Annotated in this window: 26 protein-coding genes, 2 tRNA genes and 3 pseudogenes; 13 read left to right on the top strand and 18 right to left on the bottom strand. The window is 58.6% G+C overall.

The genetic code is table 11. From position 1 onward, the window contains the following. Nucleotides 1-73: 73 nt before the first annotated feature. Together purN and purM are read right to left on the bottom strand one after the other, a co-directional pair. Nucleotides 74-643 carry a phosphoribosylglycinamide formyltransferase gene (gene purN / locus N4A58_RS01455; RefSeq protein ID WP_293707244.1) on the bottom strand — a complete coding sequence of 190 codons (570 nt, stop codon included), beginning with the start codon at nt 641-643 and terminating at the stop codon, nt 74-76. Further along, a complete protein-coding gene (purM, locus tag N4A58_RS01460; RefSeq protein ID WP_293707246.1) occupies nt 640-1,689 on the bottom strand; it encodes a phosphoribosylformylglycinamidine cyclo-ligase in 1,050 nt (349 codons plus the stop codon). Before purM ends, purN begins: the two co-directional genes overlap by 4 nt. A gap of 179 nt (nt 1,690-1,868) precedes the next feature. Here purM and N4A58_RS01465 point away from each other — a divergent pair. Further along, nucleotides 1,869-1,944, top strand: a tRNA-Ile gene (locus N4A58_RS01465). Between the two features lie 62 nt (nt 1,945-2,006). On the opposite strand, the gene N4A58_RS01470 is transcribed toward N4A58_RS01465, so the two are convergent. Further along, nucleotides 2,007-2,633: a hypothetical protein gene (locus tag N4A58_RS01470; protein ID WP_293707248.1), complete on the bottom strand. Its 627-nt coding sequence runs from the start codon at nt 2,631-2,633 to the stop codon at nt 2,007-2,009. A 265-nt stretch (nt 2,634-2,898) separates the two neighbouring features. Here N4A58_RS01470 and fabI point away from each other — a divergent pair, with 265 nt between their 5' ends. From fabI to N4A58_RS01485, 3 genes are read left to right on the top strand one after another with little or no spacing between them, the layout of a single operon-like run. Then, nucleotides 2,899-3,663, top strand: coding sequence for an enoyl-ACP reductase FabI (gene fabI, locus N4A58_RS01475; protein WP_293707250.1), 765 nt, complete (start codon nt 2,899-2,901; stop codon nt 3,661-3,663). A gap of 24 nt (nt 3,664-3,687) precedes the next feature. Continuing rightward, complete coding sequence (locus N4A58_RS01480) at nt 3,688-5,067, top strand: bifunctional enoyl-CoA hydratase/phosphate acetyltransferase (RefSeq protein ID WP_293707252.1); 1,380 nt, start codon at nt 3,688-3,690, stop codon at nt 5,065-5,067. Next, nucleotides 5,064-6,212: an acetate/propionate family kinase gene (locus N4A58_RS01485; RefSeq protein WP_293707254.1), complete on the top strand. Its 1,149-nt coding sequence runs from the start codon at nt 5,064-5,066 to the stop codon at nt 6,210-6,212. Before N4A58_RS01480 ends, N4A58_RS01485 begins: the two co-directional genes overlap by 4 nt. Here the strand turns inward: N4A58_RS01485 and N4A58_RS01490 are convergent. Then, the gene (locus tag N4A58_RS01490; RefSeq protein ID WP_293707256.1) at nt 6,209-7,501 is read right to left on the bottom strand and encodes an ATP-binding protein; all 1,293 of its coding nucleotides are present in this window, start codon (nt 7,499-7,501) and stop codon (nt 6,209-6,211) included. The two genes, N4A58_RS01485 and N4A58_RS01490, sit on opposite strands and share 4 nt — an antisense overlap. Nucleotides 7,502-7,594: 93 nt before the next feature. On the opposite strand from N4A58_RS01490, the gene N4A58_RS01495 reads away from it, so the two are divergent. Then, on the top strand, nt 7,595-8,497 hold the full coding sequence (locus tag N4A58_RS01495) for an MBL fold metallo-hydrolase (protein ID WP_293707259.1): 903 nt from the start codon (nt 7,595-7,597) through the stop codon (nt 8,495-8,497). A gap of 73 nt (nt 8,498-8,570) precedes the next feature. Continuing rightward, a tRNA-Asn gene (locus tag N4A58_RS01500) sits at nt 8,571-8,645 on the top strand. Between the two features lie 336 nt (nt 8,646-8,981). Here N4A58_RS01500 and N4A58_RS01505 read toward each other — a convergent pair. Both N4A58_RS01505 and N4A58_RS01510 read right to left on the bottom strand, forming a co-directional pair. Then, nucleotides 8,982-9,163, bottom strand: a pseudogene (locus tag N4A58_RS01505) (MFS transporter); the annotation flags it as partial. A gap of 7 nt (nt 9,164-9,170) precedes the next feature. Continuing rightward, nucleotides 9,171-9,422 carry a metal-sensing transcriptional repressor gene (locus N4A58_RS01510; protein WP_293707262.1) on the bottom strand — a complete coding sequence of 84 codons (252 nt, stop codon included), beginning with the start codon at nt 9,420-9,422 and terminating at the stop codon, nt 9,171-9,173. A 53-nt stretch (nt 9,423-9,475) separates the two neighbouring features. Between N4A58_RS01510 and N4A58_RS01515 the strand changes: the two genes are divergently transcribed. From N4A58_RS01515 to N4A58_RS01525, 3 genes and pseudogenes are all read left to right on the top strand, one after another. Next, a complete protein-coding gene (locus N4A58_RS01515) occupies nt 9,476-9,829 on the top strand; it encodes a hypothetical protein (protein WP_293707265.1) in 354 nt (117 codons plus the stop codon). A gap of 42 nt (nt 9,830-9,871) precedes the next feature. After that, nucleotides 9,872-10,563 (top strand): annotated as a pseudogene (locus tag N4A58_RS01520) (HupE/UreJ family protein). A gap of 23 nt (nt 10,564-10,586) precedes the next feature. Further along, the gene (locus tag N4A58_RS01525) at nt 10,587-11,207 is read left to right on the top strand and encodes a transmembrane anchor protein (protein WP_293707268.1); all 621 of its coding nucleotides are present in this window, start codon (nt 10,587-10,589) and stop codon (nt 11,205-11,207) included. A gap of 390 nt (nt 11,208-11,597) precedes the next feature. On the opposite strand, the gene N4A58_RS01530 is transcribed toward N4A58_RS01525, so the two are convergent. Next, nucleotides 11,598-11,936 (bottom strand): Rrf2 family transcriptional regulator, encoded by a 339-nt coding sequence (locus N4A58_RS01530; RefSeq protein WP_293707271.1) that lies wholly within the window; start codon nt 11,934-11,936, stop codon nt 11,598-11,600. Nucleotides 11,937-12,180: 244 nt separating this feature from the next. On the opposite strand from N4A58_RS01530, the pseudogene N4A58_RS01535 reads away from it, so the two are divergent. From N4A58_RS01535 to N4A58_RS01545, 3 genes and pseudogenes are all read left to right on the top strand, one after another. Continuing rightward, nucleotides 12,181-12,612 (top strand): annotated as a pseudogene (locus N4A58_RS01535) (GyrI-like domain-containing protein); the annotation flags it as partial. Between the two features lie 913 nt (nt 12,613-13,525). Beyond that, nucleotides 13,526-14,938 (top strand): hypothetical protein, encoded by a 1,413-nt coding sequence (locus tag N4A58_RS01540; RefSeq protein ID WP_293707274.1) that lies wholly within the window; start codon nt 13,526-13,528, stop codon nt 14,936-14,938. Between the two features lie 20 nt (nt 14,939-14,958). Next, nucleotides 14,959-15,879: a threonine/serine dehydratase gene (locus N4A58_RS01545; protein ID WP_293707277.1), complete on the top strand. Its 921-nt coding sequence runs from the start codon at nt 14,959-14,961 to the stop codon at nt 15,877-15,879. Here the strand turns inward: N4A58_RS01545 and N4A58_RS01550 are convergent. From N4A58_RS01550 to N4A58_RS01600, 11 genes are all read right to left on the bottom strand, one after another. Then, a complete protein-coding gene (locus tag N4A58_RS01550) occupies nt 15,876-16,412 on the bottom strand; it encodes a chemotaxis protein CheD (RefSeq protein ID WP_293707279.1) in 537 nt (178 codons plus the stop codon). The two genes, N4A58_RS01545 and N4A58_RS01550, sit on opposite strands and share 4 nt — an antisense overlap. Next, nucleotides 16,412-17,395 (bottom strand): chemotaxis protein CheB, encoded by a 984-nt coding sequence (locus tag N4A58_RS01555; protein WP_293707282.1) that lies wholly within the window; start codon nt 17,393-17,395, stop codon nt 16,412-16,414. Before N4A58_RS01555 ends, N4A58_RS01550 begins: the two co-directional genes overlap by 1 nt. A gap of 10 nt (nt 17,396-17,405) precedes the next feature. Next, nucleotides 17,406-19,748: a methyl-accepting chemotaxis protein gene (locus N4A58_RS01560; RefSeq protein WP_293707285.1), complete on the bottom strand. Its 2,343-nt coding sequence runs from the start codon at nt 19,746-19,748 to the stop codon at nt 17,406-17,408. Nucleotides 19,749-19,781: 33 nt separating this feature from the next. Continuing rightward, nucleotides 19,782-20,069: a hypothetical protein gene (locus tag N4A58_RS01565; protein WP_293707288.1), complete on the bottom strand. Its 288-nt coding sequence runs from the start codon at nt 20,067-20,069 to the stop codon at nt 19,782-19,784. After that, nucleotides 20,069-20,455 carry a response regulator gene (locus N4A58_RS01570; RefSeq protein ID WP_293707291.1) on the bottom strand — a complete coding sequence of 129 codons (387 nt, stop codon included), beginning with the start codon at nt 20,453-20,455 and terminating at the stop codon, nt 20,069-20,071. Before N4A58_RS01570 ends, N4A58_RS01565 begins: the two co-directional genes overlap by 1 nt. Then, the gene (locus N4A58_RS01575; protein WP_293707293.1) at nt 20,455-21,306 is read right to left on the bottom strand and encodes a protein-glutamate O-methyltransferase CheR; all 852 of its coding nucleotides are present in this window, start codon (nt 21,304-21,306) and stop codon (nt 20,455-20,457) included. Before N4A58_RS01575 ends, N4A58_RS01570 begins: the two co-directional genes overlap by 1 nt. Continuing rightward, nucleotides 21,303-21,767, bottom strand: coding sequence for a chemotaxis protein CheW (locus N4A58_RS01580; RefSeq protein WP_293707295.1), 465 nt, complete (start codon nt 21,765-21,767; stop codon nt 21,303-21,305). Before N4A58_RS01580 ends, N4A58_RS01575 begins: the two co-directional genes overlap by 4 nt. 1 nt (nt 21,768) lies before the next feature. After that, nucleotides 21,769-23,778 (bottom strand): chemotaxis protein CheA, encoded by a 2,010-nt coding sequence (locus tag N4A58_RS01585; protein ID WP_293707298.1) that lies wholly within the window; start codon nt 23,776-23,778, stop codon nt 21,769-21,771. Beyond that, a complete protein-coding gene (locus N4A58_RS01590; RefSeq protein ID WP_072706322.1) occupies nt 23,775-24,155 on the bottom strand; it encodes a response regulator in 381 nt (126 codons plus the stop codon). Before N4A58_RS01590 ends, N4A58_RS01585 begins: the two co-directional genes overlap by 4 nt. Then, nucleotides 24,152-24,439, bottom strand: coding sequence for an STAS domain-containing protein (locus N4A58_RS01595; protein ID WP_293707302.1), 288 nt, complete (start codon nt 24,437-24,439; stop codon nt 24,152-24,154). The genes N4A58_RS01590 and N4A58_RS01595 overlap by 4 nt, the downstream gene beginning before the upstream one ends. Before the next feature lie 119 nt (nt 24,440-24,558). Then, the gene (locus tag N4A58_RS01600; RefSeq protein ID WP_293707304.1) at nt 24,559-25,128 is read right to left on the bottom strand and encodes a cupin domain-containing protein; all 570 of its coding nucleotides are present in this window, start codon (nt 25,126-25,128) and stop codon (nt 24,559-24,561) included. 126 nt (nt 25,129-25,254) lie between these two features. On the opposite strand from N4A58_RS01600, the gene N4A58_RS01605 reads away from it, so the two are divergent. Continuing rightward, complete coding sequence (locus N4A58_RS01605) at nt 25,255-26,574, top strand: aspartate aminotransferase family protein (protein ID WP_072706319.1); 1,320 nt, start codon at nt 25,255-25,257, stop codon at nt 26,572-26,574. Nucleotides 26,575-26,582 lie beyond the last annotated feature (8 nt).

Consider the following 26,582-nt stretch of genomic DNA (forward strand, 5'->3'; position numbering starts at 1 on the left):
GCAATCTTCTTGTTCTTGGGTCGCGGTGCAGGCTAAAGCCGCGGACCGCGGCTTGCCAAGACGGTGCGCGTAATTATTTCAGTTGCTCGGCAAAGCGCCGGAAAACAGCAGGATAAAGCGAATGTTCTGCTGTCAGAACACGCGCTTCCAGATCGTCGGGCGTGTCGCCTGCGTGGATCGGCACACGCGCCTGACCCAAAATCGGACCATCATCGAGCGCAGGGGTCACCATGTGGACAGTAACGCCAGCCTGAGTGTCGCCCGCTTCGATTGCACGCTTGTGGGTGTGCAGTCCCTTGTATTTGGGCAAAAGCGAGGGGTGGATGTTCAGCATCCGGCCCTGCCACTTCTGGACGAACTCTGCGGTTAGCACGCGCATGAACCCCGCCAGACAAATCACGTCGGGGTTCGCCGCCAACAGCGCGTCGTGCAGTTTGGTTTCAAAGGCTGCGCGATCCTCGAACTCCTTGTGATCGACGACCGCGGTCTCGATCCCCATATCGCGCGCCTTGAACAGGCCGCCCGCATCGGGGCGGTTCGACATCACCAGCACAGGGCGTGCGGGGTGGTCGCCGGTCATGGACTCGGCCAGGCGGACCATATTCGATCCGCCGCCTGAAATCAGGATGGCCGTCCGGATCAAAGCAGAGCGCCCTTGTAGCTGACGCCCTCTCCTGCAACCACGGAGCCGAGGTTATAGACCGTCTCGCCCTGCTCTTCGAGAAGCGCTTTCAGAGCATCCGCCTGATCTGCTGAAACCGACAGGATCATGCCAACGCCGCAGTTAAAGGTCTTGAGCATTTCCGGCTCAGAGATGCTTGCAGTGTCTGCCAGCCACTTGAATACGGCGGGCAGCTCCCATGCGTTCAGGTCGATCTCTGCGCCCAAGCCCTCGGGCAGAACGCGAGGTAGGTTCTCGGTCAGGCCGCCGCCTGTGATGTGAGCCAGCGCGTGTACGCCGCCCGCTTTGACCGCTGCAAGGCACTGTTTGACGTAAAGACGGGTCGGCGCCAACAGTGCTTGACCCACGGTCTCACCCGCCGCGAAGGGGGCTGCATCGTCCCACTTCAGACCAGCCACATCCACCACGCGGCGAACCAGCGAGTAGCCGTTCGAGTGCACGCCGTTCGAAGCCAGACCCAGCAGAACGTCGCCTTCGGTCACGCCTGCGGGCAGATCCTCACCACGTTCCATCGCACCAACGGCAAAGCCCGCCAGATCGAAATCACCATCGCTGTACATGCCGGGCATTTCCGCGGTTTCGCCGCCGATCAGGGCGCAACCGGACTGCTCGCAGCCTGCAGCGATGCCATTGATGATGGTGACCGCGTCGTCCAGCTCCAGCTTGCCGGTGGCAAAGTAGTCGAGGAACAGCAGAGGCTCAGCGCCCTGACAAACCAGATCGTTCACGCACATCGCAACCAGATCAACGCCGATAGTCTCAAAGTAACCGGTGTCGATGGCGATACGCAGCTTGGTGCCCACACCGTCGGTGGCAGACACCAGAATGGGATCCTCATAGCCCGCGGCTTTTAGATCGAACAGAGCGCCAAAGCCACCAAGGCCAGCCATGACACCGCTGCGCTTGGTGCGAGCCGCTGCCGGTTTGATACGGTTGACCAGCTCGTTGCCTGCGTCGATGTCCACACCAGCGTCGGCGTAGCTCAGCCCATTCTTGCCATCGGTCATGAGGAGTCCCCTTGTTTCGCGTTAGCGTGGCGATACCCAAATGCCGCGCCAAGGGCAATGGCGCAGATGCCGGAACGCAGCTGAAAACCCGCGAAAACCACTCGTGCGGGCGAACATCGTTTCGGGCACACCTCCCACTTGACGCCACGGACAGCGATGAATAGGAGTTTGCGCACTGGGGGCCTGTAGCTCAACGGTTAGAGCAGAGCGCTCATAACGCTTTGGTTGCGGGTTCAAATCCTGCCGGGCCTACCAGTGAACCTGTCTACAGAACGCGTGTCCTTAGGACACTGCAAGGTCGAGCACACTCCCATCTCTTAAAGCGTGTTTGACTTGAATGTCAGGTTGGGCGAGGCGCCAAAGACAATCGTGTGCGATGGCACATCCTGATCTTTGATATAGGCATTGGCCGCGATGATGACATTGTTCCCGATCCGACTTTTGCCCAAAATCTTTGATCCAGACATCATGTTCACGCGTTCACCGATTTCGGGGAAAATTCCCTTGTTGTTCCCAACCGTACAATTCTGCCCAAAGCTGAAATGGTTGGAGTATTTGGCTCGCCCCATAACTGTGCCAACAGGGTGATCCAGAAAGAAGATATCTGGCATTTCGACTTCATAGTACAGGTCGAGGCCGTTCATCGCTTTGTTCAAGAAGTACAGCTTGTCGCAAAGCGTTCGTGCCGCTTCTCGCCTCTCCTTGCGAAAAATGCTGTTGGCAAGAAAATAGAGGAAGATGCACCACTGGCCGGAATGATACGGTGAAAAACGGACTTCACCGTTGTGATGATAATATTTGTTGGTGCTTGCAGCGAAGCAGGTGCGCACCCTTTGCTCTGTGTCTGGGTAATACAGGTCGAGCAACTCTTTCTCTGTTTCATTAATGAAGAACAGGTTGTCGACCTGATGTGACACCAACTTGTGGATTAGATTCCGGTCCATGTCCTGTCCCGCTCTTAGAAATAGATTTTAGGCAAACCAGTACAAAAATATACGCTTAAACAAATGCGGCCTCCGCCGACTGGCCGGTTTTAGAATACCGCAGCGCAAGTATACCCTTTCCTTGCACAAAAGCCGCGTGAAAGATCGACGCGCCGCCTATCTCCGCAGCACAGGCAAAAAGTTTGGCGGACCGACGCCTGTTTGTGTCCCAACATTTACAAACGCCCGTTAATCTCTGATCAAACAGGGAAAACAGAGGGCACATATGTTTTCATTACAGGGAAAGACGGCCCTTGTGGTCGGGATCGCCAACGAACACTCCATCGCCTACGGGATCGCCAAAGCGCTAAAGGACGCGGGCGCCGACCTTGTGCTGACCTACCTGAACGCCAAAGCGCGCCCCTATGTTGAGCCGCTGGCCGAGGCGCTGGGGGCCAACTTGTTTATGCCGCTGGATGTGACGAACGCTGACCAGCAGGACGCACTGTTTGCCGCCATCAGCGACACCTGCGGCGGCGTTGATATCATGGTGCATTCCATCGCCTTTTGCCCCGCCGAGGATTTGCATGGCCGCGTCACCGACTGTTCACGCGATGGCTTTTTGCAGGCGATGGACGTCTCGGTGCATTCCTTCTTGCGCCTGATCAAAGCGGCCGAGCCGCTGATGCCGGATGGTGGCACCTGCATGACCGTCAGCTATTACGGAGCGGAAAAGGTGGTGGACCACTACAATATCATGGGGCCGGTGAAATCTGCACTCGAGTCGGTGACGCGTTACACCGCCGCAGAACTAGGCCCCAAAGGCATTCGCGTGCATGCTCTATCGCCCGGACCTCTGGCGACCCGTGCGGCCAGCGGCATTGACCACTTTGACCAGCTCTTGAATGATGCGGCAGACCGCGCACCGACCCATCATTTGGCCACGATCGAGGATGTTGGCGCTTGCGCCGCGTTTTTGGCCAGCGACGGGGCCAAGAACATGACCGGTGGTGTTCATATGATTGATGGCGGCTATTCCATCCTCAGCTAAGCATTGCGCCCGAAAGGCCCTTTTATGACCCTTCTGAAGAACACGCCCTTTGACGCGCTGACCATCGGCATGCAGGCAGAGGCAGAGCATCTCTGCGTGGCCGACGATTTCTATGTCTTTGCCCATAGCTCGGGTAACCTGAACCCCATGCACCTGCCCAAAGAGGACGGCGACGGTGATGGTCGCCCCGAAGCGGTCGCGCCCTCGGCTTGGGTCGGGGCACTGATCTCTTCGGTACTGGGCAACCGTCTGCCAGGGCCCGGCACAATGTACGAAAGCCAGACTCTGAACTGGACGGGCCGCGCCCATGCAGGCGACGTTCTAGTGGCCACGGTCACGCTCACAGAAAAGATGGACGGGAACCGCGTGCGCTTTGACACCTCGGTCGCAATCAAGGGCGGTGCAACGATCCTGACAGGAGAAGCGGTCGTCATAGCGCCAACCGAACTGCGAAGCTATGACCTGCATGACATCCCTGGTTTGCGCGTCCAAAGCCACGTGCATTTTGATGGCCTACTGCAACAGGCTGAACCCCTGCCCCCGATCCCAACCGCCGTGGTTGCTCCCGAAGAGGCGAACAGCCTTGGCGGCGCGATCCTCGGGGCCGAGCATACGCTGATCCGCCCGATCCTGATCGGTAGCCAAGCCAAGATCGAGGCCGCCGCCGCAGAGATTGGCGCGGATCTAAGTGGGTATCAGATCATCGACCAACCCTCCCACACCGAGGCCGCTGCCATGGCTGTCAAACTGGTGCACGAGGGCCAAGCGAACGCTCTGATGAAGGGCCATCTCCACACAGATGTTCTGCTGTCAGCGGTGCTGAAATCCGGCACAGGTCTGCGTATGGGGCGCCGATTGAGCCATGTATTCGTGATGGATGTCCCCAGTCTGGATCATTTGCTGTTTGTAACGGACGCCGCCATCAACATCGCCCCTGATCTGGAAACCAAGGTAGACATCATCCAGAACGCGATCGATCTGGCGATCGCGCTGGGGATCGAGGTCCCAAAGGTCGGCGTCCTGTCCGCCGTCGAAACCGTGAGCCCCAAAATTCCGTCGACGCTAGACGCCGCCATACTGTCAAAGATGGCGGATCGCGGTCAGATCCGTGGCGGTGTCGTCGACGGCCCATTGGCCATGGACAACGCAGTCGACATCACTGCCGCACGGATCAAGGGCATCAAGTCCGCGGTCGCAGGGCATGCCGAAATCCTTGTCGCGCCGAACCTTGAATCGGGCAACATGCTGGCCAAGGAGTTGACTTTCCTTGCTGGGGCCGAGGCAGGCGGGATCGTTCTTGGGGCCCGCTGTCCGATCATCCTGACCTCCCGATCCGACGATGACAAAGCACGCCTTGCCTCTTGCGCAGTGGCGGCTCTTTATGCACGGAAGGTGCCCGTATGAGCGTCCTCTTAACTCTGAATGCGGGCTCCAGTTCGATCAAATTCTCGGTCTATCCGACAGGGGATGGCGCCGCCCTCGCCCACGGTCAGATCGAGCGGATTGGATCAGGCGAAGGCCGGATCGAATTCAATCACGGCAACCAGCAGACCCGTACGGACGTGGGCCAAGTGGACCACGCAGGCGCTTTGAACCGTATACTTGATGAAATCGGAATCCACCTGAAGCGAAGCAAGATCGTCGCGGTCGGACACCGGATCGTCCATGGCGGCCCCGATTTTGACGCTCCGAAACAACTGACGCCAGAGGTGATGGCTCGGCTGGCAGAGTTCGAACCGCTCGCACCGCTGCATCAGCCCCATAATCTGGCCGGTGTGCGCGCAGCGATGAATGCCTTTCCAGATGCACTGCAGATCGGCTGCTTTGACACAGCATTTCACCGCCATCACCCATGGGTGAATGACACCTTTGCCCTGCCCCGCAAGTACTATGACCAAGGCGTGCGGCGTTACGGATTTCACGGCCTAAGCTATGATTTCGTGACCGGCCGTCTGGCCGAGATTGATCACCATGCCGCCCACGGCCGGACCGTGGTGGCGCATCTGGGCAATGGCGCGTCCATGTGTGCCATTCTAGACGGGCAATCCATCGGATCGACCATGGGGTTCTCAGCACTCGACGGTCTGCCCATGGGAACGCGGTCGGGGCAATTGGACCCCGGTGTGCTGCTCTATCTGATGGACCACGAAGGCATGGATTCCACTCAGATTACAAACCTTCTCTACAAAGAAAGCGGGCTGCTTGGCCTCTCGGGCCTCAGCAACGACATGCGCACACTCCAAGAGGCAGGCACACCCGAAGCCGAACAAGCCATCGCCTATTACACCTTCCGCATTCGGCGGGAACTGGGGGCAATGGCAGCGATCCTAGGGGGGCTCGACACGCTGGTTTTCTGCGGCGGGATCGGAGAGCATTCCACCCGCATCCGTGCCGAGGTGTGCAAGGGCATGGAATGGCTTGGAATTCAGCTTGATCCAGCCGCGAACGCCATGCACCTAAGCGTGATCTCCACGGGCCGCGCCACCGTCCGCGTGATCCCAACGGACGAAGAGATCGTGATTGCCCGCGCCGTGCGCGCCGCGCTCTAACGAGGCAGCACCAGATCGGCCATGAGCCCACCTAATTCTGGGCTCTGGTCTAGGCGCAAGCTGCCCCCGTGCGCCCGTGCAATGTCAGTTACAATCGCCAGCCCAAGACCCACGCCGCTGCCCTTGTTCTGGTTGCGCGCGGGATCAAGCCTGGAAAAAGGTTTGATCGCCTCGCCGCGCATCTCTGGCGCGATGCCCGGCCCGTTATCTTCGACCCGAAAACGCACGGATTTTTCGCCAATACGGCAGGATAGGTGCGCCTCGGTGCCGTAGCGCACCGCGTTCCCGATCAGGTTCTCGACCGCGCGGCGCACGGCGACAGGACGCAGGCGTGCCATCCCTTCGCCCTCGACCGGCAAGAGGGTCACGTTATGGCCAGAACGCTCAAAACCAGACACGATATCCGCCGCCAGATCGGCAGGGTTCAGAAGCTCCGGCTCGCCCTCGCCCTCGCCCTTGGCAAAGCTCAGGAACTCGTCCAGCAGATGCTGCATCTCGTCGACGTCCCCCACCAATTCGTCGCGGCTCTCGTCTTCGATCATCGACAGGCCGAGCTTCAGCCGCGTCAGAGGTGTCCGCAAATCGTGACTCACCCCCGACAGCATCAGCGTGCGCTGCTCAATCTGCCGCTCGATCCTCGCGCGCATTTCAAGGAAAGCATTGCCCGCCGCCCGAACTTCGACCGCACCCGTAGGTTTGTACGGCACGTGCCGTCCCTTGCCAAAGGCATCTGCGGCCACAGCCATTCGCTTGATCGGGCGCAGCTGGTTGCGCAAAAACGAATAGGCGATCAGCGTCATAAAGGCTCCCGCCACCACGGTCCAAACCAGCAGTTGGTGCGGGTTCGAGGCGCTGACCTTCGTGCGGTCAAAATTATAGACGCCAATCCCCGCCGGCATCGCCAGATAAAGCGAGACACGTTTGTCGTCGGGCAAATCCACTGCCAGAACTGTCGGCACCATCTGGTAGAGAACGTCCTGAACGATACTGCCAGAAAAATCGTAAAACCGCCGCCGCTCGGGCAACGGGCCTGTCACATCCTCGGGCAAAACACTGAATTGAAGCTGAAATTGCCGTGCAAGTGGACGACCCTGATCGATCGCGTCCAGCCGGTCGGGTGCGGTGATCTGGTCGGTGATGTAGTTCACCTCGAGCGCCAAGCCTTGGCTCAGCTGACGAGTGACATCCTCGAAGTGCCGCTGAATAAATGTCACGGACACCACGAGCTGCACCGTCAAAACAGGCAGGATGAGGATCAATGCGGCCCGACCATAGAGGCTGCGCGGCATATATTTTTTCAGCCAGAGAAACATATCCCTATTGCTAATCGCTTCTGCCGCGGTTGCAATCGCGGAAAAGACAGTGCTTTGCGAAAGTGAACGATGGCCTATACCCCGCCTCCCGCCGGAGACTGCGTTTTTCTAGAGCAGGATGTACGCTGCATTTTGGCGCCGAACCCCTCGCCCATGACGTTCCACGGGACCAACACCTATCTGCTGGGCCGAGGCGAAGTCTGCGTCATTGATCCCGGCCCCGACCTCAGCACGCACCGCGACGCGATCCTACGGGCCCTTGGCCCGAGCGAACAGATCGTTGCGATCCTGTGCACCCACGCCCATCTCGATCATACGCCCTTGGCGGCGCGCCTGAGTATGGACACCGGCGCGCCCGTTTATGCCTATGGCACAGCTCTGGCGGGCGAAAGCCAAGCAATGTCGCAGTTGCGTCAGACCGGTGGCCTTGGCGGCGGCGAAGGGATCGACCACGCCTTCACGCCTGATGAAACACTTTCTGATGGCGCAGAAATCACGCTTGGGGGGATGACCATCCAAGCGATCTGGACCCCGGGACACCTAAGTAATCACCTGTGTTTCGCCCAAGGCGACCGTGTTTTCAGTGGCGACCATGTTATGGATTGGGCGACCTCGATGATCTCGCCGCCGGATGGCGACCTCACGGCGTTCATGTCGTCGCTCGACAAGCTGAAGGGCACCTCCGCGCGCGTTTTCTACCCCGGTCACGGTGCACCTGCCTCGGATCCTGCCGCCCGCGTGTCCGAATTGTATGCCCACCGTAAGACCCGCGAAGCGCAGATCATCGCAGCCCTTGCCACCCAGAGCGGCACTGCCGAGGACCTGGCCAAACGTATCTACACCGACATAGCGCCCGCGCTGATCCCAGCCGCGACCCGCAACGTCCTCGCCCACCTGATTGCACTTTGCGACCAAGCCAAGGCCAGACACATCGGCCCCTTAACCGAGACAGCCGAATTCGAAGCAAACTGAAAAAAGTTCGGCGCGACCGCGTTTTTCCTATGGACGTCCCGCACTCATTTTCTTAGACAGCGCCCTACAGTGTTCCGGCGTAGCTCAGCGGTAGAGCAGTTGACTGTTAATCAATTGGTCGTAGGTTCGATCCCTACCGCCGGAGCCATTATCCTTACAAAGTCCTGATAACGCCTGTTTTTTTATACTGGCAATTTAGACTCGATGACGATGTCCACACCATCTACACAGTAGGCTCAGGACATGGCCCGAAATCGGAGCTTCCCACCCTACCTTGCGATGCGTCGAAGCTGTACTCTTCGCGCCGTCGGTTGCCCGTTGCACTGCGTCAAGCCACGCCGATCTGCCTCGATGGTGGCCCAGAGAGGATCAGGACCCCATCAAGAAATATGCTCCGGTCTTTTCACTTCGAACAAATCTCCCCTTCAACGCGAAGACACTGGCTCGTCGCCTCATCAAGATGAGTGACCTTATGTACGCCGAGAATGCCGACACAGGCCACCATCTTGATCGTGAAGACAGTGCCAGCACCATCGCGGCGCTGTTCCCTGCGAGATCGTAGGCCAGCAGGCTAAGTGCAACGACCGCCAGGCCCGTTCCCAGACGCACAACGACCTGCGCCAAGAAAAGATGTCGGTAGGTGCGGTCGCGTAGGATGTCGAACATGGGGTCCTCAAAGGTAGCGAAAGATCGTCTTCAGCTCTTCTCGGTCGGGATCGCCATCGAGGTAGTGGGCCATGTTATCGTTGATCAGCGACCGCTTGGCATTGCGAATGTTGCCTTCGACCACTTGCATCTGTTTCGCCACATCCAGGCAGGAACGCCCCTCCTCGATCATCGCGACGACCAAACGCAGATGCCCGTCAGCGCGTTTCAGCCCGGATACGACTTTGGGGTGACTTGCGTGAAGATGGTGTTCTATCACACCTGTTGGCTAACCTCCCCTGGGGATACTGCAAGCGGCACGCGGGATAACGCATGACGGCAGGACGAACAGCTTGGACAGGGCGTCTGACCGCGCTTCTGTGCGCGCTGACCTTGAGCCTTGCCACCGCCCTACCCACGCCGCACGTGCCCCGCCTGATCCAGGTGCTGTCCGATCATGCCGAGATGGTTGCCGAACACGGCCACTCGCACGGGTTGGAGGAAGACATCGCCTGGGCATTGCATGGCCACAGCCATGAGAAGATGGACCACGACCATTCCGTGGCCCTTCTGCCCGAGCATCACTTCGATGTCATGGCGCTCGAAGTCGACGTGCTTTGGCATGCGCCCGACACCGGGTATCAGCCCCCGCCGGTCTATCGCCAATTGCGTCCGCCAAGAGCCTGATCCTGCAGGATCGGAGTTTCACGGACACAATCGGAGTATCATATGACATCCCGTCTGGCGGGCAGGCGCGTCGCGCTGCCCTTCCTTCTGCTGGCCCTTGCCACGCAGGCTGCTGCCCACAACGTTACAGAAGGTGACGCGGGCTACATTCAGGAAATCTGGGGGGTGCATCTCATCCCCTTCCTCTACCTCGGCGCCAAGCACATGGTGACCGGCTACGCCCGCATCCTGTTCCCGCTGGGCATGGTCTTCTTCCTCTACAAGATGAATGACGTGGCGATTTATCTCAGTCTCTTCGCTTTCGGTCACTCGTCGACCATGCTGCTCGGCGTCTGATTTGGCTGGGGGATCAACAGCTACATCGTCGACGCGATCATCGGTCTGCCGGTGGTCTACAAGACGCTCGCCGAACTCGGCGCATACCAGCGCTGGTTCGGTGTCCAGCCGAACACCAAGATCGCCACGCTGATCTTCGGCTTCTTCCACGGCACGGGTCTCGCAACGAAGATCCTGCAATACGAAATCACCTCTGATGGGCTGCTTCCCAACCTTCTGGCCTTCAATGTCGGGGTCGAAATCGGCCAGATCCTGGCGCTCGCGTGATCCTGATCGTCATGGGCTACTAGCGCCGCTCGGAGCGCTTCATGACCCAGGCTTACAGTTTCAATGTGGTGACGATGTCCATGGGCTTCATCCTCACGGGCTACCAGATGACCGGCTACTTCGTCGCCTGACTCTCAGACATAGGAGACACAACATGTTCAATTCCAAACGACCCTCGCTCGAAGAGTTGCCCTTCAGCGCGCAGCTTCTGCAATCCACAGCCATCGCGGCCGCGTCCGCCATCGCGATCCTCGTGACCGTGGTGCTACCGGCCGAATACAACATCGACCCAACCGGCGTGGGTGGCATGCTGGGCCTGGCAGAGATGGGTGAGATCAAGCAGCAACTTGGCGCAGAAGCCGAGGCCGACCGACAGATGGACGCCGGTATCGAAGAACAGTCCTCTCTGCTCGACGACATCTTCGGGCTCTTCGTGGGTTCTGCCGCCGCGCAGGACGCCGTAGCCGAAGAGTGGCGTGACGAGATCAGCTTCACGCTCGAGTCCGGCGAGCACCCCGAATGGAAGCTTTCGATGACCGAAGGCCAGACGGTGTTCTACCGCATTACGGTGACAGGCGGTCGGGTGAACTGCGACATGCACGGCCATGGCAATGGCGCGAATGCGACCTACGAGAAGGCGCGCGGCTCCGAAGGTTCGCTGGTCGCGCAGTTCGACGGCGCTCACGGCTGGTTCTGGCGCAATCGGGACAATGCGGACGTGACAGTGACCCTGCAACTCCGCGGCGAATACCAGGAATTGAAGGACGAGACCTGAGACCAACTCCGGGGCCCCAAACGGGCCCCGGTTTCATTCGGAAGGGCGCACCCGCTACTGAAAAGAGTGACCTGCCGCTCCTCGTCATGCCGACCACTGCGCTCACAATGGCGAAAGCACATTCAAGCCCGATCTATCTCTTGTCGCCGCCGGATTTCTTGATCCCATGCTCGAACGCCGTCGCTGCCAGAGACCGGGTTGCTGACACATATTGCCGGTCGCCGCAGCACGCCTCGTCCCGAAGGTCGACCGCGATATCACTGTTTCCCAAATCAAATGGGGGCCGAGCGCCGAAGAATTGCGTTAGCTGCCCACGATAGCGGACCGTGCAGGACGACGCATGGACGACCGTTTCGATGACGTCGCGCCGCATCCGGCGCCAATCGACGCCTACCCCCACCGCAAGGCGCCTGTTTCCGCAATCCAGGCTTCGGTCGCCTCCGTGACAGCGGGCACACGGTTGTCCAACACGGACTGCCTTAGATCCGAGAGCGACGTCTTCGCCAGCACGCGCCGCCATTCGGCATCTGCCTGGTGCATCAGTCGCGCGATATTGCAGGGCTTTTGGTATTGACTGGCAGGGGCCGCGCAGGGCCCCTGCTGACGCAACTCGGTGCAGCGAAAGAAGTCCTGATCCTCTTCGAGCATCAGGACGATCTGCAGAACCGTGATGTCCTCCGCCGGTTTCGTAAGGGCCAACCCGCCTGCCCGCCCCTCGAATGAGCGCACTAGTCAGACGACCACAAGCTTTTGCATCGCCTTCGAAAAATAGCTTGGTTTAACCCCGTGATACTCGGCCAGGGCACGGGCTGGCACCCGTGCGCCATCGGGCAACATGGCCGACGCGAGACAGGCATGAAGTCTCCACTAGCCAGTTTCAGACAGGTGCATTACCAACTCCGACATAAGTTATCTGAGTTACAAATCATTGCTTTGAGGGAAAAGCCATAGGTCACATACGTGCGAAGAGAACGGGTTCACGGTTATCGGGGTGTCCGGGGTGGTCCGCAACGATGGTACCGCGAAGATCGGCGCATTGTGGGATGCTTTTCGATCGGACGATAACCGCGCGAAAGTCGACGCTGAGGCGTTAGAAATGGTCTATTGCGTATACCACGACTACACCGGCGGCTTCATGGCCTCCTACCGCATGACAATCGGCTATCGCATCTCTACGCCCAATGTGTCCGCGGACAGTGTGCCAGAAGCGCTGCACGCGGCAGAGATTCCTGCGCAGCGCATGATGACCTTCGACGCGCATGGTCCGCAGCCGCAAACCGTCGCCTCCACATGGCAAGGCATCTGGGCCAGCACGCTCGATCGCGCTTTTAGCTCGGATTACGATGTCTACGATGCGGATGACCCGAACGCCGTTTGCGTGAAAGTCGGCGTCAAAAGCTCTTAGGCTCAAGGTCGGTGACGCGCTCCGCGCCGGATACGTGGCACCGCCCGCATCCGCAGAATATCTCGTATCTTAGGCACCGACTGCAGCTTCCGGCAATCCGCTTCCACAAAGGCCACACCGACAAGCCGTTCCAGCCCCCCCAAACTCCATTTATTGGTCCCTTTCATTGCGTTCAGTGCACCTCTTGACCGTGTGCAGCTACTTGAGCATGAATGTGCGCGCACCGTGAGCTCGGGCAAGACTCCTGCAAAATTTTCGCTGCATTTCAATTGGTCCAATAGAAATCTCGCGCCCCTTCCGCTGGCGCCGATCTCCCCTTTGTCTTGCAATGACCTAGAACACCCACTTGGAGCATTCGACCTGTCAGGAACGAAAGCAGTTTTGGCGCACTGCGTGTGTGTTCAGGTTCCTTCGGCATTTCGCACTCCGAATTTCACTCTTGTACATCTCTGTTGCGATAATGTTCGGCGATTTTGTTGACGCATGAGCGGCGTACACCTTATTGTTGCCATATCATTTTGATCTTATTTTCTTGTAAGTATGGTTTTACACATCACGGCGTAAGCAGCTGCGAGAACACATTGTCAGAGACCGCATCCAAGACAGGACAATCGCTCCTCCGAAACCAGTCGCCCCGATATGCGATGGCTTGTCAGCCGTGTGCATCGACCCGCGCCGTAGAAATGAGCGCCTTTGCTACGCGGAATGCCTACGCGGCACGCTACTACACACTTCAATTTACATTTTTGGATCGAGTATGAGCGTTCAGGCCCTTAGTCTGTGCGAGGAGCACGGCCTTAACTTTACCAGAGCCTTTGCACAGCAGTTCTTGCTGACGACGGACGCCGGAGAAGAGTTACCCCGCTACCAAAGGCGCGCTTTCGGAAAATGGTTTCTTCTGTCGGGCCCTCGCATGCCGATCGCTGAGGTCGAAGTCAAAGACAAGCACGATAAAGCCATACAGATGATCGTCATGGGACACGCGGTCGACGCAACCGGGACTTTGGCGAGAAACGCTCGATTGAAAGACGTCCTGAGCGAGAGTACGGACATCGAGATCCTCGAGCGGTATATCTCTGGCCTAGGCGGTCGGTATATCGCGCTACTGCGACACGGCGCGCAAGAGCGTCTTTACCTCGACCCAACGGGATCTATGGGCGCGCTGATCAACCGTGCTCAGGGTCGCATCGCATCAACGCTCCATATGGCTTTAACGCGGCCAAGCGAGCCTTCGACCGCTTATCCTGCCGAACTGACAGTCAGCCGGTATGCGTTTGGCCATACGGCGGACAAGGATGTGTTCGCGCTCATGCCGAACCACTACTTGGATCTTGAAACTGGGCAAATGCATAGGTTTTGGCCCAAAGATCAGAGTTTTACCTGCAGCAGCCTAGAAGAACTCGACGCCGGGATCGACAGGGTCATCGTCCGCCATGGCGAAATTATGCATGCCCTAACCGCTGTCAGAGGACCGACCATTCTCCCAGTGACAGGGGGACAAGACAGCCGTGTGCTGATGGCGATTGCCGCAGCGCGCAACCTGTCCCCTGACTATGTCTTCACCCATATTACGACCAAGAACGCCCTCGCGGATTCCGAGGTTGCCGCGCAGCTCTGCGAAGCTCTTGGATGGGAGCGCGACGTGCTGGACGTGATGCACTGGGACTCGCCGCTGGCTTTGCCGCCTCGACGTGTCTACCGCTACCTGCGCGAGGCAGCATTGGCGCGGGGCCACGTGAATTTCACCTACCCGACGAAGAGCCCCGAGCACACAATCCCCCGCCGCGAAATAACCGCGACCCAAGCTCTGCCCGATGGCGGCGTCGTTCTTCGCGGACATGTTACCGATATCTCCAAAGCTGTGTTGTGGCGCAATCTCGGGGCCATGGCGTTTATCCGACATGGCGCTGCAGGGATCACGGACGAAATTGGAACCCAGCTTCTTTACCACGACCGGCCCAAACTCGGCCTGTTCCCTTGGCCGCAAAAGCATTTTGCCGCATGGCGCGCGACCCTGCCCGATGGTGCCCGCGATCGAACGTTGGATTTCATGGGGCTCGAACTCTACCGCAATTATTCGCTCGGCGCGTCCTTCTATGGGTTCGTCAAGAATTTCTACGTGGCTCCCGGATGTGACCGCGAGATCATCACCCTCTTAGCTTCCGCTCCGCCGGCCATGCGCTACCGGTTGCAGTATAACCAGCGACTGATCGCTCGCGCGGCTCCTGCGCTCAGAGACATCCCCTTCACACGCTCCCTAGATAACCAAATGTTGGCCAAAAATCCGCCGTTTTCCAAGTCTCTGAATGCCTATGGTTTGGCTTAACTTACACAAGGACATTCGGCATGAACGCCATGACACCGATCCGAACCCCATTGATCGAGGCCAAACTTCCACAGGACCGCACCCTTTGGATCAAGAACGAAGGTGCGCAGCCGAGCGGGTCGTTCAAGATCAGAGGCCCCTCACATTTCCTGTCGGTGAACGAAATTCCATCGGGGATTGTCACGACCGCATCAACCGGAAATCATGCAATTGGGCTATCAATGGCGGCGCACGCGCATGGCATTAAAGCTATCATTATGGTGCCAGAATCCACCCCGGCGAAGAAACTAGAGGCCATCCGGCGCGCAGGCGGCGAGGTCCAGTTGATCAACGGGGATTACGAAATGGCATTGGCGTGCGCAACGACCTTTGCAGAAGAGAGCGGCGCGCAGCTAGTGCCAAGTTACGACCATCCTGACATTATCGCAGGCAACCGCGCCGTGTTTTTGGAGATTCAACAGGAAATCGACACCACCGGCTACACAGTTTTTGCACCGATAGGCGGCGGAGGTCTGTTTTCGGGTGCGGTCACCGCTTTTGAAACCGACGGGAACAGTGTTGTCGGCGTTGAACTTAGCCCCTACGAACGGGTCCAGCGTATTGTTTGGGATGACGCCGGAGACCTGCCGCCCATGTCTCCGCCACCGCCATCGACCGAAGGTGTCGCGATCCGAACCTTGGGCAAACTCCCCGCGAAGATTATGCGAAACGCAGGTCGTGCCAGTTTCACGAGCGTCTCCGTCGCGGAGTTGGAAAACACCTGCTGCTGGCTCTGGCATGAGCTCAAAATCAGGGCAGAACTTGGTGGCTGTACAGCGGTCGCGGCAGCCCTGCGCGATACTCCCGCAGGTCATGTCGCTATCGCAGTTGTGTCAGGCAGCAATATCGACCCTGCCCTCCACGCACAGATTGTCAGCGCTTGGGACGCGCACCAAAACTAAAACAACTCGACCGGCGTCGCGCCATTTGGAGCGACCGTAGCCGCTTCATTCACAAGTTGGGGCTGCTTGGTTTGCACCACACGCGCACGTCCGGAAGTTGGATGAAAGTGCAACCGGCGCGCCCAAAATCCTCCAAGGTCCATGGCAACGATCGGCATTCGTTCGGTTTGCAGGTACTCAAGCGCGAATTTGGAGTTCTCTTTCCCAATGTCCCCCAAGCCTGATTTCATCAGCGCCCCACCAAAGACTTTGGCCCGTAACCTCGATCTTTCAGCCCCGCGCCGCATTAGGCCGTTGATCACCAGCTCCATGGCAACAGCGCCGTAGCTCGCGTTTTGCCCGCGCCCTGAACTCAGAAAATAGTGGTTCGCGCCACCAACGCGGGCGACAGGATCAAATAAGCAGACCGACACGCACGAACCGAGGACCGTTGAAATGACAAGATCGTCCTCGGCCGTAACGCAGGTGTCTCCGGAGACCACAGTTCGGAGCGTACAGCGCATCCCCTCGGGCCAATCGATGCACCGCGCCATCAGGCAGCTTGCCCCCGTGTGGACGACAACATCTGCGGTCCGATTTGGCTCAGGGGATGCTGGGTCTCAACAGCGCCGATGTCAAAAGCAACCTTTGGCATCCCATATACCATCGAGGTTTCCTCATTCTGCCCCAACGTCACAGCGCCAGAGCGCCGAAGCTCCAGTAGTCCCTCGGCACCGTCGCGTCCCATCCCGGTGAGGATTGTCGCAACGCAGCGACGCGCCACCGGCAGCGCCGACCGAAACAGTACGTCCACGGACGGTCTGTGGCCGGAGACCGCAGGGCCTTCGACTAGTTTGCAGCGCGCGCCGCGTGTCATGTCGAGCTTCATGTGATGTCGCCCCGATGGGGCAAGCAGGACGGTCCCACGTTCAAGCAGATCGCCATCGCGTGCCTCTCGGACACTGGCGCGGCAATTGTTATCAAGCAGACGCGCAAGACCTGCCGAGAACCCTTCGCCCGTGTGCTGCACGATCATGACCGGAGGACAATCGGTGGGCATCGTCCCCAAAACTGTCATGAGCGCATCGACCCCGCCCGTCGATGAGCCGATCAAGAACAGTCTATCCCACGTCCCAGAGCGCGGAGCGTGCCGGAAGTCAGGCGCCGCGCTATTCGATCGGACCACACTGGCGATTATATTGCGGCACAAGTCCGCTGGCGCGCAGTGCGGATCGACTGACGAAATCTGCCTCTTTGGACGCGAACGGGCATTGAAAACCTCTGCATCTCGGTGAGTTCCTAGCAGGATCCACTTCACCGAAAGCGCGTCAAAGAGATGGGTCATCACCTCGAATTCGATGGCCTGCGCCATCGCAGCTGAGACCAAAACAATGGCAGGCGGGCGGTGCTCGACAGCGTGATAGCAATCGGTGAGATTGGAAAAATGTCCAGCAACCCGGAGTCTGGGGTCTGTCTGAAGCGCGCGGTTTACATGCTCCGCGCGCGCCAGATCAGTATCGGCAATCATGATACGCATGTGTGCCCTCTTAGAAGTCGGTCCAGGTCGGACCATTTCCCGCCGCGGCAAAGGCCTTGGGCGGAGGTCCGCTAAATGTCTCTTCGACATTCATGACCGCAGGAAAGGGCTGCGCTGATTGCATGGGCGCGGTGAGTGGTTCAGCGGGTTTTCCGGACAGCTGAAAGCGAGAGACAAGTTGCGATAGGCCAGAGGCTTCGCTCTTGAGCGTCATGGCTGCGGCTGTCGCATCCTGCACCATAGCAGCGTTTTGTTGCGTGACCTGATCCAGCTGGGACACCCCAACGTTGATTTCACCTAGGCCCGCAGACTGCTCTCTTGCGCCCACTGCGATCCCGCTCACGAGCTGAGCGATCTGCCCGACGCGGTCCACGATAGAGGTCAGCGCTCCACCGGCACGCCCAACGAGGCCAACACCCGTTTCCACTTGCTCGGTGCTAGAACCAATCAGCGTCTTGATCTGCTTGGCCGCATCCGAAGACCGCTGAGCCAGTGCACGCACTTCGGAGGCCACGACTGCAAATCCTCGGCCCGCGTCGCCCGCCCGCGCCGCTTCGACGCCAGCATTAAGGGCCAGCAGATTGGTCTGGAACGCGATGTCGTCGATCACGTTGATGATTTGCGCAATCTCGTCCGACGATTTCTTGATCTGCGACATAGCATCAACCGCGTCGTTCACGACCTTGCCGCTTTGCTCTGCCTCCGCGCGCGCTTCGGTTACGACACGCTCGACCTCTGCTGCGCCGTCCGCTGCCGATCGGACGCTAGAGGTAAGCTCATCCAAGGCAGCTGCAGTCTGTTCCAGCGTCGCTGCTTGGTTTTCTGTCCGGCGAGACAAGTCATCCGACGAACCGCTGATCTCTTCGGCCCGCGAGCGAATTTCGCTGGCGTTGTCACTGATGGACAGCATGAGCGTATTCAGAGTGTCGACAGTCGCATTAAAGTCCAACCGTAACTGCTCGTAATCGTTGTCAAACGGATCATTCAGTGCGCTTGTCAGGTCGCCGCTCGACAGACGACGTAGGCCCCCCGAAATATCAGCGACGACACGCTCTTGTTCGGCAGTCGCCATTTCACGCAGACGTGCTGCTTCGCTGCTTTGTTGAAGCTTGATGCGGAAATCTTCGAGGATCCGTGACACACCGCCAAGCTCGTCACCGCGCTCCGTATTGGGGATTTTGGTCTCGTACCGCTCGTTTGCGATTTCCTCCATCGCGTGGGCAAAACCTGCCAGCGGTTTCGTAATGGATCGCGCCATCAGCCAACCAAGCAGAGCCGAGGCAACGAGACCGATCGCGACGAAAGCGAACATGGTGTGACGCAGGCGGGTTAAGGCATTGAACTGGCTTGCTTCGTCAAGCTCTACAATGATGTGCCAATGTTGATCGAATACAGGGATTTCGCTGACCGTGACCATTGCAGGCGCTCCTGACAGACCGGAGACGTGCGGGAAATAGCCATCGGTTTCTGCCCTGACGGCATCGCCGGCAGCGGTGTTCGGAGCGGGGTCCAAAAGTCCCAAGTCAGTGTCCGAGCGGGATACCGTTCGTGCCAGAGCATCCTCCCCCAGAAGATAGACCTCGTCGGCTGCACCGAGTCCCGCAATGTTGGAAATCACCTGAAACGGCCCATCTTGGGGCAGTTGCAGGGCCAGAACGCCGGCGACACTACCGTCTTGGGTCATCACTTTGCGTGCGATAAAGGCAGCTGGCGCACCAGCGCTTGGCGCATAAGGGGCGAAATCCACGAAGGCGAGGTCACCATTTTGTGCGCTCATCGCTTCGCGAAAAACCTGCCCCAAGCCCGAAGACGCATAGGTGCCCGCAACCAGATTTGTGCCGAAATCCGCCTCTTTGTAGACCGTGTAAATGACGTCGCCGTCTGGATCGATCAGGAACAGGTCGTAGAAGCCAAACCGCTCTGTCACGCCGTCAAAGAAGCCATGCTCCTTGCGATGGAAACTTGAATATAGACTGCCGTCGCCTGCATCTTGCAGTTTATTCAACTCACCCATCGGGAAGCTGTTGCTCTCGTGGTACATTCGACGCACGTCCCGCAAAGACACCGAGCCGCCCGCTTGCAACGCGTCGCCAAAACGCTGAAGGGCCAGCGCGGTGTTTGGATCCTCGGCCAGCGTATCGAGCTGTTGATCAAGAGAGTGGAACCAGTTTTGCAGGCTGTTCGTGACCTGCGCGGTCAGAACTTCGGACTTTTGCTCAGCGGCGATCTCTGCCTCTTTGCGAAACTGAAGGTAGTAGGTTTCACTCGCTACGATCACAGTCATGATCAGCGTCCCGACGATCAACGCGGGCAAACGTAGCGAAATCCGGGCCTGGCTCAGGCGTTTGAACATTGGGATCTCCTGACGGATGACAAGGTAGGTAAGTTAAAAGAGTTCGATCTGCGGCTGAGCCGCATCGAAAGAGGCGCCAGAGAGCGCATCGCGCACCCGCTGGAGCCGGACACTGGCAATGTCCGCATCGGTGAAATCGACGTGGGCTGTCACCGCACTTGCGAGCAAAGTTGACAGATCGGCGAGGATTTGTGTCGCCGTATCAAAGGCCTGAACCTCTGCGCTCACATCGTTCGAATGCTCTTGGGCGGCTTCGAACGTTGCGAATTGCGCGCGTGCGTCATTCAGGACAGCAACCAGGGCGGAGGTTGGCACCTCCATCACAGCCGCCCGACAACCGCTTCGATCGAGGATTTGAGCGACGCCGTGGTGAAGGGTTTTTTCACCAAGTTATTCAGCCCCAGACTTCGGCCGCGGGTGACGATATCTGGCGTGGGCGTGCCGGTCACCAGAATGAAACCGGTTTTTTGCGTCTCTTTGTTTGCGCGCACGTGCTGCAGCAGATCAAGGCCGCTCATCCCCGGCATGTTGTAATCGCTGATAACAAGGTGGACGGGGCTTTCAGCCAATTTAGCATAGGCATCTTGGCCAGACTTTTCGTACTCTAGATTCTGCAGGCCCATTTCCTCGAGACATTGTGCCAAGAGCCCGCGGCTGACCGACATGTCGTCGACGACCATGACTTTCAATTTCGATTTCAAGGACATTAGCGGCCTCCATCCAAGGCAAGTGATTTTCGGTAAAGGGTGATGCCTGCAGGCTGCAGGCCCAGCGTTTCAGGGTGCTCGACGCGTTCGCTGTGGCCGATGAAAAGATGACCGTTTGGCTTTAGGTGGCTCGCAAAGCGCTGCCAGAGCACTGCCTGTGTCGGCTTGTCGAAATAGATCGCGACGTTCCGGCAAAAGATTGCATCGAACGCGCCCGAAACTGGCCAAGGCTGGATCAAATTGAGCCGCCGAAACGTAACCATGCTGCGCAATTCAGGCCGCACACTTCGGTTTGGACCCCGCTCTTTGGTCTCAAAGACCTGCGCTTCGAGCGCGGGCGACGGAAAGACGACCTCTGCCGCAGGGTAGGTGCCCCCCTCGGCCTTGTGCAAAACGTCTTGATCGACGTCCGTGGCTAAAATCCGCAGATCAGAGGCGTTGGGAAGTGCGCGCGACAGGGTTGCGGCGATTGAATAGGGCTCTTGCCCTGTCGAACAGCCCGCCGACCAAACCCGCACGCTCCGGTGCCCCTGCAAAGCCGGCGCAACGGTTTCCGCAAGATAGTCAAAGTGGTGCTGCTCTCGAAAGAAGTGGGTGACGTTCGTCGTCAGAGCAGAAACAAAGTGGTCACATTCCGCAGCATCCCCTGCTTCGATCAAGGCGATGTAGTCGGCAAAGGACGAAACCCCCGTTGCCGTCACACGCTTGGACAAACGAGCCGTCACGAGCGGGCGTTTGTTCTCTTCGAGATGCAGGCCCCAATTCCCCTTGGCGATGGTCGCGATCCGCTGAAACGCTTCGTCTGAAAGCGTCGGCCTCTCAACGCTGTCCAACTCAGTTATTTGGCTCATGCGGCATCCTCGGTCTCGGCCATCGCAAGGCCGGTCAGGTCAAGCACCCGCAACATCTGGTTATCGCGCGAAATCAGGCCAATGATCTGGGCCGGGTTGCCTTCGGTTGCAGATGTCGGGTTCGGCAGGATTCCATCTGCGGGCACCGAAATGATTTCTGAGACGGCTTCGACCAGTAGGCCCAGCGTGCGGCCAGAGAGATTGACGATGACGATCACATTTCGATGGTCTTCGCTTGTCGTTCCCAAACCAAGGCGATCCTTTAGGTCGATGATCGGGATCACCGCACCGCGCAAATTCATGACCCCCAAGACCGAAGGCTCTGCAAAAGGAAGCGTCGTGACGGGAGTCCAGCTGCGAATTTCCCGTATCGCGTGGATATCAACGCAGAACCCCTGCCCGCCCGCAGTCAGCGAGACAAATTCGGACGGTTGGTCCGCTGAAACATTTGAATCTGTCATGTCAGGCCCCCACTTTTTGCTTCTGTGACGTCATTGAAGTGGGACCGGCTAATGCGATCAGCGCCTCTGGATCGACGATCAACGCAATCTGTCCGTCCCCCAGAATGGTTGCGGCTGAGATTCCTGGAATGGCGCCGTAATTGCCTTCTAGGCTTTTGATCACGATCTGACGCTGGTCCCAGATTTCATCGACGGCAAACGCGTAAACAGCGCCGGTTTCTGCTTCGACCAAGATAAAGGGCCCGGCCGCATTGCGCTCTGTTCGGAACCCCAATAGAGGCGCAAGGTCGATGATCGGCACATACGCGCCACGGACCTTGAGCACCCAGTTATCCGGCGACAGCTCAATGACGTCATCCGCACTCGCGCGGATGGTTTCGATGATGGTCGCAATCGGCACCACCATTGTTTCGTCGGCGACCGACACAACGATGCCGTCCAGCACAGCCAAAGTCAGAGGAAGCAAGATCGTAAAGGTCGATCCGCGGCCCTGCTCGCTGGCAATTGTGACCCGTCCCCCGATCGAAGTGATAGATGTTTTGACCACGTCCATGCCAACCCCGCGTCCAGACAGGTTCGTCACCTGATCTGCGGTCGAAAAGCCTGGCGCGAACAAAAGGTTGTCGATTTCTGTGTCCGACAGGTTGGCATCCTCGGCAACAAGCCCGTTCCCAATCGCCTTTTTCAGGATGCGGGCGCGGTCCAGTCCGGCGCCGTCGTCCGACACCTCGATCATCACATGACCAGACCGATGGGCGGCACTGAGCGTGACCGTGCCTGTCGCGTGTTTGTCGGTGGCTGCGCGATCTTCGGGGGACTCCAGCCCGTGATCCACAGCGTTGCGCAACATGTGTGTCAGCGGATCTGCCAGACGTTCAATCAAGGTTTTGTCGATCTCGGTCGCCTCGCCGCGGGTCTCGAAGGAGACCTCTTTGCCCGTCGCTTCACCCGCTTCGCGGACGACCCGCGCCATGCGCTGGAACAGAGACTTCACCGGCTGAGCACGGATCGACATGACTGCTTCTTGGATCTCGCGGGCGAGATATCGGTAATCGTCCAACGCGCTGGCGACCTCGGGATCAACAGGCGTTCCATCACCTTCAATCTTCTGGGCAATAACGGCTTGATTGATAATAAGCTCGCCCACGGTATTGATCAGCCGGTCGACGCGTTCTGGATCAATGCGCAGGGTTTGTGCTGACGCAGGACGCGCTTTGGCTGGCTTGGCTTGTGTCGAAGGCGGTGCTGGAACCTCTACCGCGATCTCGGGCACGGGCGTTACCGGTGTGGGTGGGTCGTCCGAAAGGTAATCAATGCGGCCAAGGCCCTTGGCGTATTCAAAAGCCTCGGCAACCTCGCTTTCGGTTTTCCCTTTGATCTCGAGCGACCACACCAGATAACCGGTATCGACGTTGAAATCAGACAGGAGCGGCACCGTATCAGCGTCGCAGACTGTCGAAACATCGGGGCCCAAAGCCGTGAAAATCCGTTCGGGCTCGTGTCCATTGCGATAAAAACTCGCATCCGGGGCGAATTCGATCCGCACATCTTCGGGCTCGTCCAGTCCCAGCGGCAGGGCGGCAAAGGCGACGGGCGCGAACAAGTCCTCTTCGGGCTCTGGCTCTACCGCCGTCTCGATATACCCGTTCAGGTCTGTCATGACTGGATCGTAGGCCGCCGGTTTTGCATCGGGTTCGACTTGCGCCAACTCGACCAATTCGGCCAGAACATCACTGGCGCGGGTAATCACACGCAGGACATCGGCGTCGATCCCAAGCGTATTGCTGCGAATTTTGTCCAGTACCGTCTCGTAACGGTGGGCGAAAGCGACCAGCGTCTCGAAGCCAAAGGCGCCTGCAGATCCTTTGATCGAATGCACTGCGCGAAAGATGGCGTTGACCGTTTCGCTGTCCCAGTCGTCTCCGGCAATCTGCTGCAGGCCTTCGGTCATCGCTTCGACCAGTTCCTCGCACTCGGCAAAGAAAGTGGCCTTTAGGGCGTCCATACTCATGCCACGTCCTGCCCTGTCACGATGCGAACTGTGTTAACGAGGCCAGCTTCTTCGAAGGGCTTCACCAACCAACCGGTTGCGCCCAAAGATCGTGCGCGATTTCGGAATTCGTCGCTGCTTTCCGTGGTCAGAACCAAAACCGGCACACGCCGGTTCTTCGGGGCGGATCGGATCGCTTCGATCACGCCAAACCCGTCAAGGTTCGGCATATTGATATCGGTGATGACCGCGTCAAAGCGGCGCTGACCAAAGGCTTCGACCCCTTGAACGCCGTCATCCGCCGTCACTACGTCAAAGCCCGCGTTTTCCAAAGCCGCCGTCACCATCATCCGCATGGTGCGGGAATCGTCGATGGCCAGAACAGAGAGCGCCGTCATTGCAAAGCCCCCTCGAAATAGTCGGCACAGCCCAAAACGGTCAGGCTGCGCACGACCCCATCGGACGGAGCGCGCAGAACAAACCGGCCCCCTTGCGCCTCGACCGATTTGCGGGCCGAAATCAGCATTTGTAGAACTTGCGCTGGCAACATGCGCGGGCCGCTTGCGTCGACACACACCTCGCCTGTGGCAACCGCAGCGGACAACGCCCCGATTGCAGTCTCGGGATCGTCCAACCAGTCGTCCGGTTCAAGCGTCAGAGTTGATAGGCTATCGCTCGCCAAAGCAGTCCCCCATTCGTTAAAAAACCGCGTCTTGGGGGAACGCTACGGGCCGAGGCCCTAACAACTCATGAAAGCGGGACCACGGTTCCCTGCGATGTATTTAGGATTTTCGCTAAATCTCAGAAGGTTGGCGGCGTACTCGCACTGATGACCACGCATTCATCTTTGCCGATCGCTCGAAAGGAATGTGGCATGCGACTGTCGAACAAATAGGCATCCCCGGGCCCCAAAATCTTGCGCTGCTCCCCTACGATAACCTCGAGCCTGCCTTTGATGACAATGCCGCCTTCTTCGCCCTCGTGGCTGAGCAGAACGGTGCCCGTGCTCGCCCCGACTTTGTAGGTTTCGTGCAGAATTTGCAGGGTGCGACCAGGAATAGTGCCGCCCACTTGGCGGTAGGAAATACCACCCTTGCCAATCTCTTTCAGCTCTTCGGCTGCGAAAAACACCTGCTCGTTCGGCGTAGCGTCAAAGGCAAAGAATTCCGCCATTCCAATCGGAAAGCCGGTCAGAACCCGCTTGAGCGCGCCCACTGACGGGTTCATCTGCCCGCTCTCGATCAGAGACACCGTGGAATTGTTGACCCCTGCTGCCTTGGCCAACGCCCGTTGGGAGAGCCCCCGCGCAAGCCGCAATCGGCGCAGCCGGATGGCCACCTCGTTTTCTGGGTCATCGAAGTTGTTCACCATGTCCACGATCCGCAACGTTTTCCGATCCGGTATCGTTATATCAATATCTTAGAGAAAGCAAAAAACAGACTTCCGCTGGCAAAACAAAGGCGTAATCTGTCTCAAACGACTTATAGGATCGCTCTGATGAATCAAGCTGCGCGCAATATCCCGCTGGACGCCTTCTGGATGCCTTTTACCGCCAACCGCCAGTTCAAGGCCGACCCGCGCATGCTGGTTGGGGCCAAGGGGGTGCACTATACCTCTGACGACGGGCGCGATATTTTGGACGGCACTGCTGGTCTGTGGTGCTGCAACGCGGGCCACGGCTATGAATCGATCGCGAAGGCAGCTTATAACCAGCTCTTGGAAATGGACTATGCGCCTGCGTTCCAGATGGGTCACCCGATCGCGTTTGAATTTGCCGATCGTTTGCGCGCCCTTGCGCCCGACGAATTCAAGCACGTGTTTTTCACCGGATCCGGCTCTGAGTCCGTAGATACCGCGCTGAAAATTGCGCTCGCCTACCACCGTGCGCGCGGCGAAGGCCAGCGCACCCGTCTAATCGGTCGCGAGCGTGGTTACCACGGCGTCGGGTTTGGCGGCATTTCCGTGGGCGGTATCGTCAACAACCGCAAAAACTTTGGCACAATGCTGACCGGCGTGGACCACCTGCCCCACACCCACCTGCCCGAGAATGCGTTTAGCAAAGGCCAGCCCGAGCATGGTGCGCATCTGGCTGATGATCTGGAGCGGATCATCGCTCTGCACGGTGCGGAAACCATCGCCGCCGTGATCGTGGAGCCTGTCGCTGGCTCGACCGGCGTGTTGATCCCGCCCAAGGGCTATCTGCAGCGCCTGCGCGAGATCACCAGCCAGCACGGCATCCTGCTGATCTTTGACGAGGTGATCACTGGTTTCGGCCGTCTTGGCACACCCTTCGCGAGCCAGAAATTCGGCGTTGTCCCCGATATGTTCACCACGGCCAAAGGGATCACCAACGGGACGCTGCCCATGGGCGCTGTGTTCGCGCAGGGCTTTATCCACGACGCCTTCATGACCGGCCCCGAGGGCATGATCGAACTGTTCCACGGCTACACCTATTCGGGTCACCCCGTGGCCTGCGCGGCAGGTTTGGCGACACTCGACATTTACGAGCAGAACGGGTTGCTGACTCGCGCCGCAGAGCTGGAAAGCTACTGGGAAGAAAAGGTCCACAGCCTGCGCGACAAAGGCCCAATCAAGGATATCCGAAACATCGGCCTGATCGGTGGCGTGGAACTGGAAAGCCGCGAAGGTGAATTCGGAACAAGAGCTTACGAGGTCTTCCTCAAGTGCTACAAGGCCGGTGCCATGGTCCGCTATACAGGCGAAACGATTGCAATGTCGCCGCCGCTGATTTTTGAGAAAGAGAATATTGATACCCTGATCGATATTCTTGGCGAAGCGATCAGCACCACCGCCTAAACAGTGCC

The organism is Donghicola sp. (genome assembly GCF_025210255.1).
GTDB classification, from domain to species: domain Bacteria; phylum Pseudomonadota; class Alphaproteobacteria; order Rhodobacterales; family Rhodobacteraceae; genus Donghicola; species Donghicola eburneus.